Raw genomic sequence first — 16,709 nt, forward strand, 5'->3', positions numbered from 1 at the left:
CAACTTGCGTCCTTCGAAGGTGGTTCTGGCATTCTTGTGGCTGTTCATCCGGGGGGATTCCTCTGAGAGTTCTGAAGCGTCGTAACTCCAGTCTCCCAGACCCTTCCGGGTGAACAACCTATTGAGACATCACATCTAGACCTCCAGCCACTCCTTGCGCGTGTAAGGATCGGCGCGCAGGCTGTCGGGCGTGCCCTGGAAGACGATGCTGCCGTGGCCCATGACCAGCGCACGGTCGGAAATGGCCATGGCGATGGTCAGCTTCTGCTCGATCAGCAGCACCGAAATGCCGCGCGCCTTGAGCTTCTGCAGGTATTCGCCCACCAGTTCCACGATCTTCGGCGCCAGCCCTTCGGTCGGCTCGTCGATGATGATCAGGTCCGGGTCCCCCATCAGGGTTCGGCACAGGGTCAGCATCTGCTGCTCGCCGCCCGAGAGCACGCCCGCTTCGGTGTGCTGCCGCTCCTTCAGGCGCGGGAACATGGCGTACATGTCGTCAAAGTTCCAGCGCGAGTCTTTGCCGCTGCCCTTCTGCCCCAGCAGCAGGTTCTGGTGCACCGTGAGCTTGGGAAAGATGTCGCGGTTTTCCGGTACGTAGCCGATGCCCAGGTGCGCCACTTCGAACGGCTTGCGCCCGGCGATGGCCTTGCCCTTCCAGTCGATGGTGCCTTCGCAATCCACCAGCCCCATGATGGCCTTGGCCGTGGTCGATCGGCCCGAGCCGTTGCGTCCCAGCAGGGCCACGATCTCGCCGGAGCCCACGTCGAAGCTCACGCCATGCAGCACGTGGCTCTTGCCGTAGTAGGCATGGAGGTTTTCGATTTTCAGCATCCCCATTCCTCCTTCAATGGCCGGCTTCGGCCGCCTGCTGGTCGGCCAGCACCGAACCCAGGTAGGCCTCCTGGACCTTGGGATTGGCGCGCACGGCTTCCGGCGTGTCGAACGCGATCACCTCGCCGTAGACCACCACCGCGATCTTGTCGGCCAGGCCGAACACCACGCCCATGTCGTGCTCCACGGTCAGCAGCGTCTTGCCCACCGTGACCTCGCGGATCAGCTCGATGAAGCGGCTGGTCTCGCTCTTGCTCATGCCCGCCGTGGGCTCGTCGAGCAGGATCACGTTGGCTCCGCCAGCGATGGTGATGCCGATCTCCAGCGCGCGCTGCTCGGCGTAGGTGAGGTTCATCGCCAGGGTGTCGCGCTTCTTGTCGAGGCGGATCATCTGCATCAGCTCTTCGGCCCGCTGGTTGGCATCGTCCATGCCGGCCAGGAAGCGGAACAGCGTGTAGCGGTAGCCCAGGCTCCAGAGCACGCCGCAGCGCAGGTTCTCGAACACGCTGAGCTTGGGGAAGATGTTGGTGATCTGGAAGCTGCGCGAAAGGCCCAGGCGGTTGATCTCGAAAGGCTTCTTGCCGTTGATGCGCGCACCGTTGAGCAGCACGTCGCCGCTGGTGGGGGCGAAGCGGCCCGAGATCAGGTTGAACAGCGTGGACTTGCCAGCGCCGTTGGGGCCGATGATGGCCACGCGCTCGCCGGAGCGCACCGCCAGATTGGCGCCGCGGATGATCTCGGTCTTGCCGAAGCTCTTGCGCAGGTCGCGCAATTCCAGCGCGAACCCGCCCGCGTGGACGTGGCTCATCGCCTGTTCAAACCGCTGGCTCTCTGCGGTGGGGGGCATTGCCGTGCTCATTCCGTCTCCCGTCGCTTGATTTCTTTCTCGATGTCGGCCTGGATGGCCGACCACTGGGCGCGGAACTGGCGCCGCGCCAGCTCGAACACTCCGAGGCTGGTGAGGGTGGCGAACAGCGCGCCGAACCAGGTGCCCGCCGAGCGCACGTGCAGTTCCATGCCGAGGTACTTGATGGTGTCACCCATCGCGGCGTCGAGCTTGAGGTGGTAGATCATCTCGATCATCGACCCGGCCCCCAGCAGAACGAGCACGGCCCCCACCCCCAGCACCAGGTACGAGACCCACACCTCGCGCAGGCGCCCGAACGAGGCCACGCGCAGGTTCATCATGATCAGGCTGGCGATGCCGCCAGGCGCGTACATCACCATGAACAGGAACACCAGGCCCAGGTAGAGCAGCCAGGCCTTGGTCAGCTCGGAGAGCAGCACCGAAGCCAGCACCATCAGCACGCCGCCGATGATGGGACCGAAGAAGAAGGTGGCACCGCCCAGGAAGGTGAACAGCAGGTAGCCGCCCGAACGCACCGGCCCCACCACTTCGGCGGTCACGATCTCGAAGTTGATGCTCGCCAGACCGCCCGCGATGCCGGCGAAGAAGCCGGCAATCATGAACGCCAGGTAACGCACCATCTGGGTGTTGTAGCCGATGAACTCCACGCGCTCCGGGTTGTCGCGCACCGCGTTCAGGATGCGGCCCAGCGGCGTGCGGGTGAAGGCATACATCAGCGCCACGCACACGAAGGTGTAGACGGCGATGAGGTAGTACACCTGCACGGCCGGGCCGTAGGTGATGCCCATGAAGGGCTGGCCCGCCACCCGGTCGCCGGAAACGCCGGCCTCGCCGCCGAAGAACTCCGAAAACATGAGCGACATGGCGAACACCAGCTCGGCCATGCCGAGCGTGATCATGGCGAAGGTGGTGCCAGCCTTCTTGGTGGTCACGTAGCCGAACAGCATCGAGAAGAACAGCCCCGCCAGACCACCCACGATGGGGATCAGGCTCACCGGGATCGCCAGATCGCCCGCCGAGACGCTGTTGAGCGCGTGGATCGCCATGTACGAGCCCAGGCCCGAATACACCGCATGGCCGAAGCTGAGCATGCCGCCCTGCCCCAGCAGGATGTTGTAGGACAGGCAGGCGATGATGGCGATGCCCATCTGCGACAGCATGGTCACCGACAGGTTGCTGGTGAACAGCTTGGGCGACACCAGCAGCACGAGCGCAAACAGCGACCAGATGACCCAGCGGCCGACGTTCAGGGGTTTGAATTGGTAGTACTTCATGGCGTTCAGGTCTCCCGGGTCCCCAGCAGGCCCTTGGGCCGGAAGATGAGGATGAGCACCAGGAACAGGTAGGGCAGGATGGGCGCCACCTGCGACAACGTCAGTCGCAGCACGGAGTTGTTCTGCAGGCCTTCGGAGAGCTGCACACCCAGTTGCTGCGCGACGCTCACGAACGAATGGTCCATGCCGACCGCGAAGGTCTGGATCACCCCGATCAGCAGCGAAGCCAGGAAGGCGCCGGGCAGCGAGCCCATGCCCCCCACCACCACCACGACGAAGATCACCGAACCGACGGTGGCCGCCATGGCCGGTTCCGTCACGAACGTGCTGCCGCCGATCACCCCCGCCAGGCCGGCCAGCGCCGTCCCCACGCCGAACACCAGCATGAACACACGCGGCACGTTGTGGCCCAGCGCCTCCACCATCTCCGGGTGCGAGAGTGCCGCCTGGATCACCAGGCCGATGCGCGTGCGCGTCAGCAGCAGCCACAGCGCCACCAGCATCAGCACGGCCACCGCCATCATGAAGGCGCGCGTGGCCGGGAACGGCGAGCACAGTGCCCCTTCCACGCTGCACGCATCGCGTGCGGCCCCCCACACCAACTGGATCGAATCGTTGGCGTGGTGGACCAGCGTGAACGCCGGTCCACGCAGCAGCTCGGGCGGCGGGAACTCCACCGCCGTGCGGCCCCAGATGAGCTGCACCAGTTCCAGGATGATGTAGGAAAGGCCGAAGGTCACCAGCAACTCGGGCACATGGCCGAACTTGTGGACCTTGCGCAGGCTCAGCCGCTCGAACAACGCCCCCAGCACCCCCACCGCGACAGGGGCCACCACCAGCGCCGGCCAGAAGCCCAGCGTCTGCGAGGCTGTGTAGCCGATGTACGCGCCCACCATGTAGAAACTGGCGTGGGCGAAGTTGAGCACACCCATCATGCTGAAGATGAGCGTCAACCCCGAGCTCAACATGAACAGCAGCAAGCCGTAGCTCACCCCGTTGAGCATGGAGATGATGAAGAACTCCATGAGCAAAGCCTTTCACGCGCCGGCATCGCCGGCAAAAAAGATGACACCGCTTATCAGACGGTGTCATCGGTATTCGGCGGCCGCCCAGCGGCCCCCTTGACAACGCCCCGACGATAACCCGGGGTCCCTGTCAAACCGCCTTCAGCCCGGACGCTTCATCTGGCAGCTGGTGGGCGTGCTGGACACGTAGGAAGGGAATTCCTTGACCGGTGCCAGCGTCATGCCGGTGTTCTCCGGGCTGTACGGGTACTTGGCATCGGCCTTCTGCCAGACGGTCAGGTACAGCGGCTGCTGCAGTTGGTGGTCGGTCTTGCGCATCTCGACCTCGCCGTTGTAGTTGTTGACCTTCAGGCCTTCCATGGCAGCGGCCACCTTCACCGGGTCGGTGGACTTGGCCTTGGCGATGGCGGCACTGAGCACGTTGAACGCCGAGGGCACGGCGCCGGTGAACATGTCGTCGTTGTACTTGGCCTTGAAGTCAGCCATCCACTGGCCCATCTGGCCACCCATGTTGTAGTGTGAGTAGGCCACCTGATAGACCTTGCCGGCTCCCCCGGTGCCAAGGGCGGTCGGCGTGCCGGTCACCCCCGTGTAGTAGGTGTAGAACTTGCCGTTGTAGCCCCCTTCGTTGGCGGCCTTGATCAGCAGCGCCAGGTCCGAGCCCCAGTTGCCCGTGATCACCGTGTCGGCGCCCGAGGCCTTGATCTTGGCGATGTAGGGTGCGAAATCACGCACCTGGGCCAGCGGGTGCAAGTCCTCGCCGACGATCTGCACGTCGGGCCGCTTGCGCGCCAGATTCTCCTTGGCGAACTTGGCCACCTGATGGCCGTGCGAATAGTTCTGATTGAGCAGATAGACCTTCTGCACATCCTTCTGGTCCTTCATGAAGGTCGTCATCGCTTCGAGCTTCATGGAGGTGTCGGCGTCGAAGCGGAAGTGCCAGTAGCTGCACTTGCTGTTGGTGAAGTCGGGATCGACAGCCGCATAGTTCAGAAACACCACCTCCTTGCCCGGATTGCGCTCGTTGTGCTTGTTGATGGCATCGATCAGAGCGCCAGCCACCGACGACCCGTTGCCCTGGGCCACGTAGCGGATGCCCTGGTCCAGCGCGGCCTTGAAGGCGTTGAGACTCTCGGCCGGACTCAGCTTGTTGTCGAACGCCACGATCTCGAACTTCACACCCGACGGGTTGCTGGCAGTGAACTTGTCGGCGAAGAACTGCCAGCTCTTCATCTGGTTCAGACCCAGCGGCCCCATCAGGCCCGTCTGCGGATCGATCAGCGCGATCTTGACCGTTTCGCCCTTCTGGGCGAAGGCGCTGGAGAGCGTGAGTGCGAGCGCGGCAACGGCGATGGACTTGTAGGCGAATTTCACGGGCTTGTCTCCTGCATCGAGGTTGAGTAAGGAAGCAGTCAGCGTACCGGGAGTCCGCGCAGACCTACTCAGGGATTGCCCCTAGCACCTATCGCGCAGGCGACTGCGCTCGCACATCCGTAGCACTATATGCGCGCCGTTTCAGCCGCGGAGCATGCGGCACGCCGTGCCGACACTGGCCTGCTCGGGCGCCAGATACGCCACCGGTGCAAAGGTGTAGTCCGTGCCTTCGGCCCCCACCGGATGGGCCGCATCGGTGTGCTGCCAGCGCGAGATGAACAGCCCGGTCTGCAACTGGTGATCCTGCGCCCGCATGCGCACCGGCCCGTTGAACCCTTCGAACACCAGGTTCTCCAGCCGCACCCCCACCCTCTCGACATCGGTGGACGCGGCATCGTGCATGGCCTGCAGCAGCATGCGCACACCGTCGTAGGCCGCATGCACCACCAGGTCCTCGCCATAACGCCGCCGGAACTCCGCCGCCAGGGGCCTCATGGGACCGGGCAGGTTGGTGTGCCCGGTGGCCACCTGGTACACCGGCAAGCGCTCGCCGCCTGCGGCCAGCGCGGCGGGTGTGCCGTTGAGTGAGGGGTAGTAGCCGAACAGCGGAATGCAGGCCCCGCGCTGGTGCAGGGCCTTGACCAGGCCCAGCATGTCGACACCCCAGTTGCCGGTCGCCAGCGCCTGGGCCCCCGAGGCCAAGCAGCGGTCCACATAGGGACCGAAATCCTGCCGGGCAAACGGCGGATGCAGCTCGTCGCCGACCACCTCGACATAGGCCGACTGGTGCGCCATCTCGGTGCGGAACCAGCGCGAGAACTGCTGGCCGTGCGCGTAATTCTGGTTGATGAGATAGATGCGCCGCCATTCGGTATGCCCGGCGATGAAGCGGGTCATCGCGCGCATCTTCATCGCGGTGTCGGCATCGACCCGGAAGTGCCAGGGGGTGCACCGTTCGCTGGTCAGGGCCGGGTCCATCGCGGCGTAGTTGATCAGCAGCACCTGTTGCCGGGGAAAGCGCCCGTTGTGCCGGACGATGGCCTCCGACAGGGCCGCCGAGACGCCCGATCCATTGCCCTGCACGATGTAGCGGAAGCCGTGGTCGATGGCGGCCTTCAGGGCGTTCAGGCTCTCCTGCGGCGAGGCCTTGTTGTCGAAACCCGCCACCCGCAGTTGCAGCCCCGCGGGATGGGCGTTGCCGCCCAGTTTTTCGGCCAGAAACTGCCAGCTTCGCAGGCTGTTGCGGCCGATGTCACCAGCGGGCCCCGACAGGGGATCGATGAACGCCAGCCGGACTTCCCGGCGGGCCTGGGCCCTTACCCCCGGCGCCACGCCGCCGAGCCCCGCGATGCCGGCCGCCGGCAGGCCCGATGCCAGCCAGGCCAGCAACCGCCTGCGGCTCAGCGGTGCCGGCAGTGGCATGGTGTCAGAGCCCCGGCAGGCGGTAGTCGGCCAGTTGCTGCCGCAGCGTCATCTTCTGCATCTTGCCGGTTGCGCCCAACGGAATCGCGTCGACGAAGACCACGTCGTCCGGGATCTGCCACTTGGCAATCTTGCCGTCGTAGAAGTGCAGCAACTCCTCGCGCGTGACTTCGGCACCCGGCTTCTTCACCACCACCACGATGGGCCGCTCGTCCCACTTGGGGTGCTTCATGCCGATGCAGGCGGCCATGGCCACGCCCGGGTGCGCCATGGCGATGTTTTCCACGTCGATGGAGCTGATCCATTCGCCGCCGGACTTGATCACGTCCTTGCTGCGGTCGGTGATCTGCATGAAGCCGTCGGCGTCGATGGTGGCCACGTCGCCGGTGGGGAACCAGCCGCGGCCGGCCGCGTCGTACTGTAGCGGATCACCGCCCTCGCCCTTGAAGTAGCTGGCGATGATCCAGGGGCCGCGCACCAGCAGGTCGCCGTAGGCCTTGCCGTCCCAGGGCAGTTCCTCGCCAGCGTCGTTGACGATCTTCATGTCGACACCGTAGACGCTGCGGCCCTGCTTGAGGCGCACCTTCAGTTGCTCTTCGGACGGCAGGGCCAGTTGCGCGTTCTTGAGCGTGCAGACTGTGCCCAGCGGCGACATCTCGGTCATGCCCCAGGCGTGCAGCACCTCGACGCCGTACTGGTCGTTGAAGGCCGAGATCATGGCCGGCGGGCAGGCCGAGCCACCGATCACGGTGCGCTTGAGCGTGCTGAACTTCAGGCCGTTGCCCTGCACGTGGCCGAGCAGCATCTGCCACACGGTGGGCACGCCGGCGGCCATGGACACCTGCTCGCCTTCAATGAGTTCGTACACCGACTTGCCGTCCAGCGCCGGGCCCGGGAACACCAGCTTGCTGCCCACGGCCGCCGCCGAATACGGCAGGCCCCAGGCGTTGACGTGGAACATCGGCACCACCGGCAGGATGGCGTCGCGTGCCGAGCAGCCCAGCGCGTCGGGCAGCGCCGCACCGTAGGCGTGCAGCAGCGTGGAGCGGTGCGAGTACACGGCGCCCTTGGGGTTGCCCGTGGTGCCGCTGGTGTAGCACAGGCTGGAGGCACAGTTTTCGTCGAACTCCGGCCAGGTGTAGGTGTCCGGCTGGGCATCGACCCAGGCCTCGTAGCTCTGCAGACCGGGGATGCCGCTGCCTTCGGGCAGCTTGTCGGCGTCGCACAGCGCGATCCAGTGCTTGACCCCCGGGCACTTGCTCCAGATGGCCTGCACCAGCGGCAGGAAGCTCATGTCGAAACACAGGGCGCGGTCGTCGGCGTGGTTGACGATCCAGGCCAGCTGTTCGGGATGCAGGCGCGGGTTGATGGTGTGCAGCACACGGCCCGAGCCGCTGACACCGAAATACAGCTCCAGGTGGCGGTAGCCGTTCCAGGCCAGCGTGCCGACGCGCTCGCCAAAGCCCAGGTGCAGGGCGTCGAGCGCGTTGGCGATCTGGCGCGCACGCCGGGCCACACCGCCCCAGGTGGTGCGGTGGATGTCACCCTCCACCCGGCGGGACACGATTTCCGTGGTGTGGTGATGGCGATCCGCGTGAACGATCAGGCTCGAAATCAACAACGGCTGGCTTTGCATCTGTCCCAGCATGGGAGCATCTCCTGTGATCTATGAAAAAAGGTGGAAACCGAAAAACGAACGGTCGTTCGCAGAACACCCCACATCATGCCCGATTCGGCCCCGGCTTCCCAGCCGGGGCTCCCCCTATATCCCCGCGGCCACCGCGCCCGGATCACCGGAGAGACAATGCACCGAAGCCACCGGCCGCGGCCGGCGCCCCTTTTCCAGGAGCCCCCATGAGCGACTACCCCATCCAGAAAACCGATGCCGAATGGCAGGCCGTCCTGGCCGAAAAAGGTGCCGAGCCGTCGGCCTTCGCGGTCACCCGCCACGCACACACCGAACGCCCGTTCACGGGCAAGTACGAAGCCGTCTGGGCCGACGGCAGCTACCACTGCATCTGCTGCGGCAACCACCTGTTCGATGCCGGCACCAAGTTCGACGCCGGCTGCGGCTGGCCCAGCTTCTGGAAGGCCGTCCCGGGCGCCATCACCGAGATCGTCGACCGCAGCCACGGCATGGTGCGCACCGAGACCGTGTGCAGCCAGTGCGGCGCCCACCTGGGCCACGTGTTCGAAGACGGCCCCACACCCACCGGCCTGCGCTACTGCATGAACTCGGCAGCGCTGGAGCACCTGCCGGAATGAGCGGCGACGCCGGCCAGCCGCATTCAATAAGGCAGCCCCAGAAAATGGTGCTGGCCGTCGGTGCCGCGGTTGTCGATGCGACTGAGCACGTCGGCCCCGATCAACGCCGGATCGGGCGGCAGCAGACCACACTGCCGCAAGGCCCCGCGCACGTGGATGCGCTGGCCCAGGAACTGCAGCACCACGCGGGCACAGGCCGGCTCGCGACGGTCGGCGGCTGACACCCCGATCTTCAGCCCCGTGAGGCTGTTCACGCGGCTCTTGTAGGTCGGGTACAGGATGGTCTCCGTCACCTCGTTGCTGGTGAGCGATTCGTAGTCAATCAGGATGATGCGTTCGTTCAGCAGCAGCGCCACCCCCAGGTAACGGCAGCGAAAGCCGCTGGCCGGCTGCCCCAGGTGGCTCAGCCGCTCCATGCGGCGGTAGCAGACGTCATCGCCCTGCCGGTACAGCACGAACAGGCTGCGCAGCACGTACCCGGGGAAGGCCATCGAGTGGTAGTACTCGAAGTAGTAGCCCAGGTATTTGTCGAGGCTGCCGCGCGAACGCCGCCGCAGCCCTTCCAGGTGGCGGGCCAGCGGATCGTCCGCCTCGGTCGGCCGGGCGGGCCGCGCCGGACGCAGGCTCAGCAGTTGGGCGAAGCGGCTGTGGGGCAGCAGCATTTCGTGCGACTCCAGCCCGAAAAAGTCGCCGATGCGCAGCAGGGTGTGCGCCGACGGTCTGGCCGCGCCGCTCAGGTACTTGTTGAACTGGGCGCGGTTCAGGTCGAGCCGCCGGCACACCTGCGCGATGGAGGGGTGAAAGCTGCACGCCAGCCGCAGATTGCGGCAGAAGTCGTCGGGGGTGTGGTGGTCGCGAGAACCGGTCTGCATGGCGCTGCTCCCGTGGCCGTGCCACAGCTCTGGGGGACACCCGGGCCGCCATCCGGGCGGCCATGGCGCTACTTGGCGCCAGCTTAGCACCAGTCAGCGCCATTGCTGCGCGGGCAGCGCAATTGCGTCCGCAGAACGGACGCCTTAAATTGCGCCGTCCCCCCCCCCCCGAAACCCGCCTTTTTTTCCCCGGAGCCGCCGCGCATGTCCCTTGCCCCCCGTCCCGCTCGCAGCCGCATCGGCATCATCACCGGCTCCGGCCCCGAGGCCGGTGTGGACCTCTGGAACAAGATCCTGCGCGCCAACCGCCAGTTGCTGGGCGAGGCCTACCGGGGCGACCTCGACGCGCCCGAGGTGGTGATCTTCTCGGTCCCCTCCCTGGGACTGTCCATGGAGCTGGCCACCCACGATGCCGAGGTCTGGGCCGCGATGCGGCGCACCGCCACGGCGCTGGCCGCCCATGTGGACCACTACGGCATTGCCTGCAACACGCTCAACCACTATGCCGAGGCGCTGGCCGGCCTGAACCTGCCCGCGCAACTGGTGTCCATGGCCGACGTGGCCCGCGACTACCTGGTCGAACAGCGCCTGTCGCGGGTGGCCTTGCTGGGCGCCCGGCCGGTGATGGACCTGGGCCCCTGGTCGGCCTACCGGCACCTGCCGCGCACCGCGCAGATCGAGGTGCCGGCCGACCTGGACGCGCTGCACCGGATCATCTACGACGTGAAGCACCGGGGCGGCGACGCCCCCGACATCGTCGAACGCTTCGGCCGGCTGCTCGACGGCCTGGCCGCCGACACCGCGCTGCTGGCCTGTACCGAACTGCCCCTGATCCCTTTCCACAGCGAGCGCCTGCGCACCATCGACGTGACCGACCTGCTGGCGCTGGCGCTGGCCCGCCGCTCCCTGACACCGCCGCCCGGCGGGATGCAGCCATGAGCGCGCGCCGCATCGGGCTGCTCTACACCGGCGGCACGCTGGGCATGGTGCGCTCGGCCGCCGGGTACGTGCCGGATCGTGGGCTGCAGCAGGCCCTGGCCCGGCACCTGCCCGCCACCGGCACGGGCGGGCTGCCGCACTGGACGCTGATCGAAACCGAGCGCCTGATCGACAGCGCCGAAGCCCTGCCCGCCGACTGGCTGGCCATCGCCCAGACCCTCGCCAAGCACTACGACGCTTTCGACGGCTTCGTCGTCATCCACGGCACCGACACGATGGCCTACACCGCGTCCGCGCTGTCGTTCGCGCTGCGGGGCCTGCGCAAGCCCGTCATCCTCACCGGGGCGCAGATCCCGCTGGGCGAAGCCCGCAGCGACGCGCGCAACCACCTGATCGGCGCGCTGCAACTGGCGGCCGACCACCCCCTGCCGGAAGTGATGCTGTTCTTCCATGGCCGTCTGATGCGGGGCAACCGGGCCACCAAGGTCGCGAGCGACGAACTGGACGCCTTCGACTCGCCGCACTACGCCCCGCTGGCGCGCGCCGGCATCGCCCTCGAAACCGGCCCGGGCCAGGCCCTGCCCCTGCCCGATGCCGAAGCGTTCCAGCTCGTGCCGCCAGCGCGCGCCGACGTCGCCGTCCTGCGCCTGTGGCCCGGCCTGCAGGTGGAACGGCTGCGCCGCTTCCTGGCACCGCCCCTGGGCGGCCTGGTGCTGCAGTCCTACGGCGCCGGCAACGGCCCCGTCTCCCTGCCCGGGTTTCTGGAGCTGCTGGCACAGGCCAGCGCCGGGGGCACCGTCATCGTCAACGTCAGCCAGTGTGTGCGCGGTCGCATAAGCGCGGCCTACGCCACCGGCACGGCCTGGGCCCAGGCCGGCGTGATCGGCGGACTGGACCTCACCCTGGAAGCGGCGGTGACCAAGCTGCACCACCTGCTGGCGCTGGGGTTCGATCCCGACCGGATCCGCCAGCAACTCCCCCTCCCCTGGTGCGGTGAATGCACGCCCACGGCCACCCCGGCCTGAAGCCCCCGTCGCACCCGCCGGCCCTGGCGGGCGGGCACCCCGGTTTTTCAACGAAGTAGGAGAAGTGCCATGGAAGTCGTCACCAAACTGTTCACCCTGCTGGAGGACCTGACCTGGGGGTGGTCGCTGATCCCCATTCTGGTCATCTTCGGGGTGTTCATGACCCTCATGAGCGGGTTCGTCCAGTTCCGGTTCTTCGACCGCATGTTCCGCGTGCTGTGGCCCCGCAACGAGACCGCCGACCCCAACCAGATCAGCGCCCGGCAGGCGCTGATGATTTCGGTCGGCGGCCGGGTCGGGGGCGGCAACATCGCCGGCGTCGCCGTGGCCATCACGCTGGGCGGCCCGGGCGCGGTGTTCTGGATGTGGGCGATCGCCCTGGTCGGCATGGCCACCAGCCTGATCGAATGCACGCTGGCCCAGATCTACAAACGGCGCACGCCCGACGGCGCCTTCCGGGGCGGCCCCGCCACCTACATCCGGCACGGCCTGGGTGAGTCCTACCGCTGGCTGGCCGTCGTCTATGTGATCTGCCTGATCGGCTCGTTCGCCTTCGGCTTCAACGCCTTCCAGGGCAACACCATTGCCGGCGCCGTCAACGACAGCCTCGGCATCGACCGCCTGGTCACGGGCTGCGTGCTGGCCATCATCACCGGCTTCATCATCTACGGCGGCATCCACCGCATTGCCAAGGCGGCCGACGTGATCGTGCCCGTGATGGCGCTGAGCTACATCGGCGTGGCCCTGCTGATCATCGCCATGAACCTCGGCGAGCTGCCCCGGGTGCTGGGATCGATCTTTGCCAACGCCTTCGGGTTCGAGGAAGCGGTCAGCGGCGGCGTCGGTGCGGCCGTGGCCCAGGGCCTGCGCCGTGGCCTGTTCTCCAACGAGGCCGGCCTGGGTTCGGCGCCCAACGTGGCCGCCACGGCCGACGTCTACCACCCCATCAGCCAGGGCATCACGCAATCGCTGTCGGTGTTCATCGACACCCTCCTGGTCTGCTCGGCCACGGCCTTCGTCATCCTGCTGGGCGACGTGTACGTGCCCGGGGCCGAAGGTGTCAGCGGCGTGGTCCTGACCCAGCAGTCGCTGGTGCACCACCTGGGCAGCTGGGCCCAGTACTACCTGACCTTCGCCGTCTTCCTGTTTGCGTTCAGCTCGATCATGTACAACTACTACCTCGGCGAAACGGCCCTGGTCGAGTTCGTCAACCGCCCCGCGGCCATCCACGTGCTGCGCGTGCTGGTGATCGGCGTCGTGCTGCTGGGTGCCAGCGCACCGGGCGCGACCTCGGTGTTCTTCTTTTCCGATCCGCTGATGGGCCTGCTCGCCCTGGTGAACCTCGTCGTGATCCTGATGCTGTTCCCGGTGGCGATCCGGGTCCTCAACGACTACCGGGCCCAGTTGAAGGCCGGCAACGAGCGCCCCGTGTTCGACGCCGCCCGCTTTCCCGAGCTGGACCTGGACAAGACCGCCTGGGACCCCGAACGCAACCGCCCGCGCCAGACCTCCCACTGACCCCGCACCAGCCTTGCACCCCCAAGCCCTGCCCATCCGGCAGGGCTTTTTTTGCGCTCAGAAGGTCGCCTGCAGCGGCTCCTCGTCCCGCACGGCGGGGCCGGTCTGGGCCAGCGCCATCCAGACGTGGAACGGCAGACGCTCCAGCGCGCGCCGGGGCGCCTCGCGCGCCACGGTCAGCGCCCCGTCGCGGGCGTACATGACCCCGCACTCGGCCGGGACCTCCTCGGGTTCGGCGATGCGCCGGCCGCGCGCGTCGTGGCCCAGCACATACCAGCAGGTGCCCGCGAGCGCGAGATACGCCGCCCGCTTGGCCGGCTTCTTCAGATCGCCCAGCAAATCGGCGCGGCTGACCTTGATCTCGTGCACCACGGGTTCGAGGTAGGCCTCGACCGAGGTACGGCGGACCGAAAACACATCGGGGCAGGCCATGCACCAGCCGTGCGCCGGTTCGGTGGCCGATGGCGGCTGGCCGGCCTCGAACGCGGGCAACTGCCCGGCCCAGGCCGGCGCGGGTTCGGCCACCACCGGGGCCTGCGCTTCACCGTCCAGCAGCGCGCGCGGCAAGGGCACCCGCAGCATCAGCCCGCGCCAGGCCAGCCGGCCCGCGCGGCTCATGGCCTGCGCCACCTGCTCGACCAGGGTTTCGTGTGGCGAACGCGCCGCCTTGTTGCCGGCAAACACCTGCGCCAGCAGTTGGATGCCGGCATCGGTCACGCGCAGGGTCTCGTGTCCCTGGTCCGAACAGCGCCGCTCCAGCAGGCCGGCCGCCAGCAGCTCGACCTCCAGCATGTCGGCGCAGGGCCAGCCCGCGGAGCGGTAAATCTCGCGCAGGCGGCGGTGGTGCTGGCGGGTCAGAACGGGGGCGACGAACTCCATGGACTGACTATATATCCAGTACCATCCGGGCCACAAGCCGAGAGCCGCCTTGACCGCCACCGCCCCTTCCCTGGTCCCGGAACCCGATGCCGATGCCCCGCTCGGCGCGGTGGCCGTGCGGGCCCTGTGCGAATTCGCTGCCCGCAGCGGCGACCTGGACCTGCGCTTTTCCCCGTCGCCCACCGGCGCCGAAGGCATTGCCGGCCACAGCACGGTCACGGCCCGCCGGGGCGAGGGCTACCAGCGCGAAGTGCCCCTGGCCAGCCACTGGCAGGGGCTGCGCGTACAGGGCCGCGCCGACGGCTGGGACCCGGCGGCGCGGCGGCTCGAAGAGATCAAGACCCACCGGGGCGACGCCCACCTCATCGGCCCGGCGGTGCAGGCCCTGCATTGGGCGCAGGCGCGGGTCTACGGCTGGATGCTGTGCGAACAACTGGGGCTGGCGCAGATCACGCTGGCGCTGATCTACTTCAACATCGACACCGGGGTGGAAACCCCGCTCGTGCAGACCCACGATGCCGCCGCGCTGCAGGCCCACTTTGCCGATCTGTGCCAGCGCTACAGCGGCTGGGCCCGGCAGGAGCAGGCACACCGGCGCGCGCGCGACGCCTGGCTGCAGACCCTGCCCTTTGCCTTCGCCCGCTTCCGGGCCGGCCAGCGCGACCTGGCCGCGGCCGTCTACCGCTGTCACAAGGCCGGCCAGCCGCTGATGGCGCAGGCGCCCACCGGCATCGGCAAGACCGTCGCCACCCTGTTCGGCGCCTTGCGCGCGATGCCGGCCGGCGCGCACGACAAGCTGTTCTACCTGACCGCACGCACCACCGGGCGCCAGCTCGCGCTCGACGCGCTGGCGCACCTGTCGGCGGGCGCCGGACCGGCCGCCGCGCCGCTGCGCGTGATCGAGCGCGTGGCACGCGACAAGGCCTGCGAACACCCCGACAAGGCCTGCCACGGCGACGCCTGCCCGCTGGCCCGCGGCTTCTACGACCGCCTGCCCGCAGCGCGCGAAGCCGCCGTGCGCGTGCCGCACCTGGACCAGGCCGCGCTGCGCGAGACCGCGCTGGCGCACCAGATCTGCCCCTACCACCTGGGGCAGGAAATGCTGCCCGCGGCCGACGTGGCGGTCGGCGACTACAACCACTTCTTCGACCTGGGCGCGCACTGGCACGGGCTGGCGGTGGCGCAGGGCTGGCGCGTGGCCCTGCTGATCGACGAGGCGCACAACCTGATCGAGCGCGCCCGCGGCATGTACAGCGCCGCGCTTGAGCCCGCCGATTTCCAGCTCCTGCGCCCGCTCGCGCCACCAGCCCTGCACAAGGCCTTCGAGCGCCTGCACCGGCCCTGGAACGCCCTGGCCCGGCAGCTTGCGGGCGCCCACACGGTGCTGCCCGGCCTGCCGGCCGACTTCATGGCCGCGCTGCAGGCCCTGTGCGGCGAGATCGCCGACCACCTGGCCACGCACCCGGCCGACGGCCTGGGCGACAGCCCGCTGCAGCGCTGGTACTTCGACGCGCTGCAGTTCCTGCGCGTGAGCGAGACCTTTGGCGACCACGCCCTGTGCGACCTCACCCCCAGCCTGCGGCCGCGCCCGCCGCGCACCCGGGTCGCGCAACCGGTGCTCAGCCTGCGCTGCCTGGTGCCGGCGCCGCTGCTGGCCAGCCGCTGGGAAGCCGCGCCCGCCGCGACGCTGTTTTCGGCCACGCTCTCGCCCATGGACTACGTGGCCGACATGCTGGGCCTGCCGGCCACCACCCGCCGCCTCGACGTGCCGGCCCCGTTCGCGCCCGATCAGCTCGCGGTGCGCGTGGCGCCAGCCATCTCGACCCGCTGGTCGCACCGCCAGGCCTCGCTCACGCCCATCGCCGAGGTTCTCGCCCGCCAGTACCGCGAGGCACCCGGCAACTACCTGGCCTTCTTCAGCAGCTTCGACTATCTGGAACAGGCGCTCGACCGCCTGCGCCAGCGCCACCCGGACGTGCCCACCTGGGCCCAGACCCGCGGCATGAGCGAACCCGACCGCAACGCCTTCATCGCCCGCTTCCAGCCCGACGGCCAGGGCATCGGCTTTGCCGTGCTGGGCGGGGCCTTCGGCGAAGGCATCGACCTGCCCGGCCAGCGCCTGATCGGCGCCTTCGTGGCGACACTGGGGCTGCCGCAGGTCGGCCCCGTCAACGAGCAGTTGCGCCAGCGCCTGCAGGCCCGCTTTGGCCGCGGCCACGACTACACCTACCTGTTCCCCGGCCTGCAGAAGGTGGTGCAGGCGGCCGGCCGCGTGATCCGGACCGAACACGACCACGGCACCGTCTGGCTGCTCGACGACCGCTACACCCGGGCCGAGGTGCGGCGCCTGCTGCCCGCATGGTGGCCACCGGCCGTGACCGAATGCCCCCCGTCGGTATGATCGCCGGCACCGCTTC

The 16,709-nt window shown here is 68.1% G+C and carries 14 protein-coding genes; 5 read left to right on the top strand and 9 right to left on the bottom strand.

What is annotated here, in order from left to right; genetic code table 11:
• Positions 1 to 135: 135 nt before the first annotated feature.
• From QQK43_RS09965 to QQK43_RS09995, 7 genes are all read right to left on the bottom strand, one after another.
• Positions 136 to 831, bottom strand: coding sequence for an ABC transporter ATP-binding protein (locus tag QQK43_RS09965; protein ID WP_234263700.1), 696 nt, complete (start codon positions 829 to 831; stop codon positions 136 to 138).
• 13 nt (positions 832 to 844) lie between these two features.
• Positions 845 to 1,639, bottom strand: a complete 795-nt coding sequence (locus QQK43_RS09970; RefSeq protein WP_284307705.1) for an ABC transporter ATP-binding protein — start codon at positions 1,637 to 1,639, stop codon at positions 845 to 847.
• Between the two features lie 47 nt (positions 1,640 to 1,686).
• Positions 1,687 to 2,973 carry a branched-chain amino acid ABC transporter permease gene (locus QQK43_RS09975; RefSeq protein WP_284307637.1) on the bottom strand — a complete coding sequence of 429 codons (1,287 nt, stop codon included), beginning with the start codon at positions 2,971 to 2,973 and terminating at the stop codon, positions 1,687 to 1,689.
• Between the two features lie 5 nt (positions 2,974 to 2,978).
• Positions 2,979 to 3,998: a branched-chain amino acid ABC transporter permease gene (locus tag QQK43_RS09980; protein ID WP_284307639.1), complete on the bottom strand. Its 1,020-nt coding sequence runs from the start codon at positions 3,996 to 3,998 to the stop codon at positions 2,979 to 2,981.
• Between the two features lie 141 nt (positions 3,999 to 4,139).
• Positions 4,140 to 5,372, bottom strand: a complete 1,233-nt coding sequence (locus QQK43_RS09985) for a branched-chain amino acid ABC transporter substrate-binding protein (protein ID WP_284307640.1) — start codon at positions 5,370 to 5,372, stop codon at positions 4,140 to 4,142.
• Positions 5,373 to 5,513: 141 nt separating this feature from the next.
• Positions 5,514 to 6,794, bottom strand: coding sequence for an ABC transporter substrate-binding protein (locus QQK43_RS09990; RefSeq protein ID WP_284307641.1), 1,281 nt, complete (start codon positions 6,792 to 6,794; stop codon positions 5,514 to 5,516).
• A gap of 4 nt (positions 6,795 to 6,798) precedes the next feature.
• On the bottom strand, positions 6,799 to 8,442 hold the full coding sequence (locus QQK43_RS09995; protein ID WP_284307642.1) for a 3-(methylthio)propionyl-CoA ligase: 1,644 nt from the start codon (positions 8,440 to 8,442) through the stop codon (positions 6,799 to 6,801).
• Between the two features lie 206 nt (positions 8,443 to 8,648).
• Between QQK43_RS09995 and msrB the strand changes: the two genes are divergently transcribed.
• Positions 8,649 to 9,059, top strand: a complete 411-nt coding sequence (msrB, locus tag QQK43_RS10000) for a peptide-methionine (R)-S-oxide reductase MsrB (protein WP_234263707.1) — start codon at positions 8,649 to 8,651, stop codon at positions 9,057 to 9,059.
• Positions 9,060 to 9,082: 23 nt separating this feature from the next.
• Here msrB and QQK43_RS10005 read toward each other — a convergent pair whose 3' ends face one another.
• Positions 9,083 to 9,931 carry a helix-turn-helix domain-containing protein gene (locus tag QQK43_RS10005; protein ID WP_284307643.1) on the bottom strand — a complete coding sequence of 283 codons (849 nt, stop codon included), beginning with the start codon at positions 9,929 to 9,931 and terminating at the stop codon, positions 9,083 to 9,085.
• A 204-nt stretch (positions 9,932 to 10,135) separates the two neighbouring features.
• Here QQK43_RS10005 and QQK43_RS10010 point away from each other — a divergent pair, with 204 nt between their 5' ends.
• From QQK43_RS10010 to QQK43_RS10020, 3 genes are all read left to right on the top strand, one after another.
• Positions 10,136 to 10,870, top strand: coding sequence for an aspartate/glutamate racemase family protein (locus QQK43_RS10010; protein WP_234263709.1), 735 nt, complete (start codon positions 10,136 to 10,138; stop codon positions 10,868 to 10,870).
• Entirely contained in the window at positions 10,867 to 11,895 is a 1,029-nt protein-coding gene (locus QQK43_RS10015) for an asparaginase domain-containing protein (protein WP_284307644.1), read from the top strand. The genes QQK43_RS10010 and QQK43_RS10015 overlap by 4 nt, the downstream gene beginning before the upstream one ends.
• Before the next feature lie 69 nt (positions 11,896 to 11,964).
• On the top strand, positions 11,965 to 13,413 hold the full coding sequence (locus tag QQK43_RS10020) for an alanine/glycine:cation symporter family protein (RefSeq protein ID WP_284307645.1): 1,449 nt from the start codon (positions 11,965 to 11,967) through the stop codon (positions 13,411 to 13,413).
• Between the two features lie 57 nt (positions 13,414 to 13,470).
• On the opposite strand, the gene QQK43_RS10025 is transcribed toward QQK43_RS10020, so the two are convergent.
• Entirely contained in the window at positions 13,471 to 14,292 is an 822-nt protein-coding gene (locus QQK43_RS10025; protein ID WP_284307646.1) for a hypothetical protein, read from the bottom strand.
• Positions 14,293 to 14,341: 49 nt separating this feature from the next.
• On the opposite strand from QQK43_RS10025, the gene QQK43_RS10030 reads away from it, so the two are divergent.
• Positions 14,342 to 16,693 carry an ATP-dependent DNA helicase gene (locus QQK43_RS10030; protein ID WP_284307647.1) on the top strand — a complete coding sequence of 784 codons (2,352 nt, stop codon included), beginning with the start codon at positions 14,342 to 14,344 and terminating at the stop codon, positions 16,691 to 16,693.
• The last annotated feature ends 16 nt before the right edge of the window (positions 16,694 to 16,709 follow it).

The organism is Hydrogenophaga electricum, assembly GCF_030160815.1.
In the GTDB taxonomy this organism is placed as follows: domain Bacteria; phylum Pseudomonadota; class Gammaproteobacteria; order Burkholderiales; family Burkholderiaceae_C; genus Hydrogenophaga; species Hydrogenophaga electricum.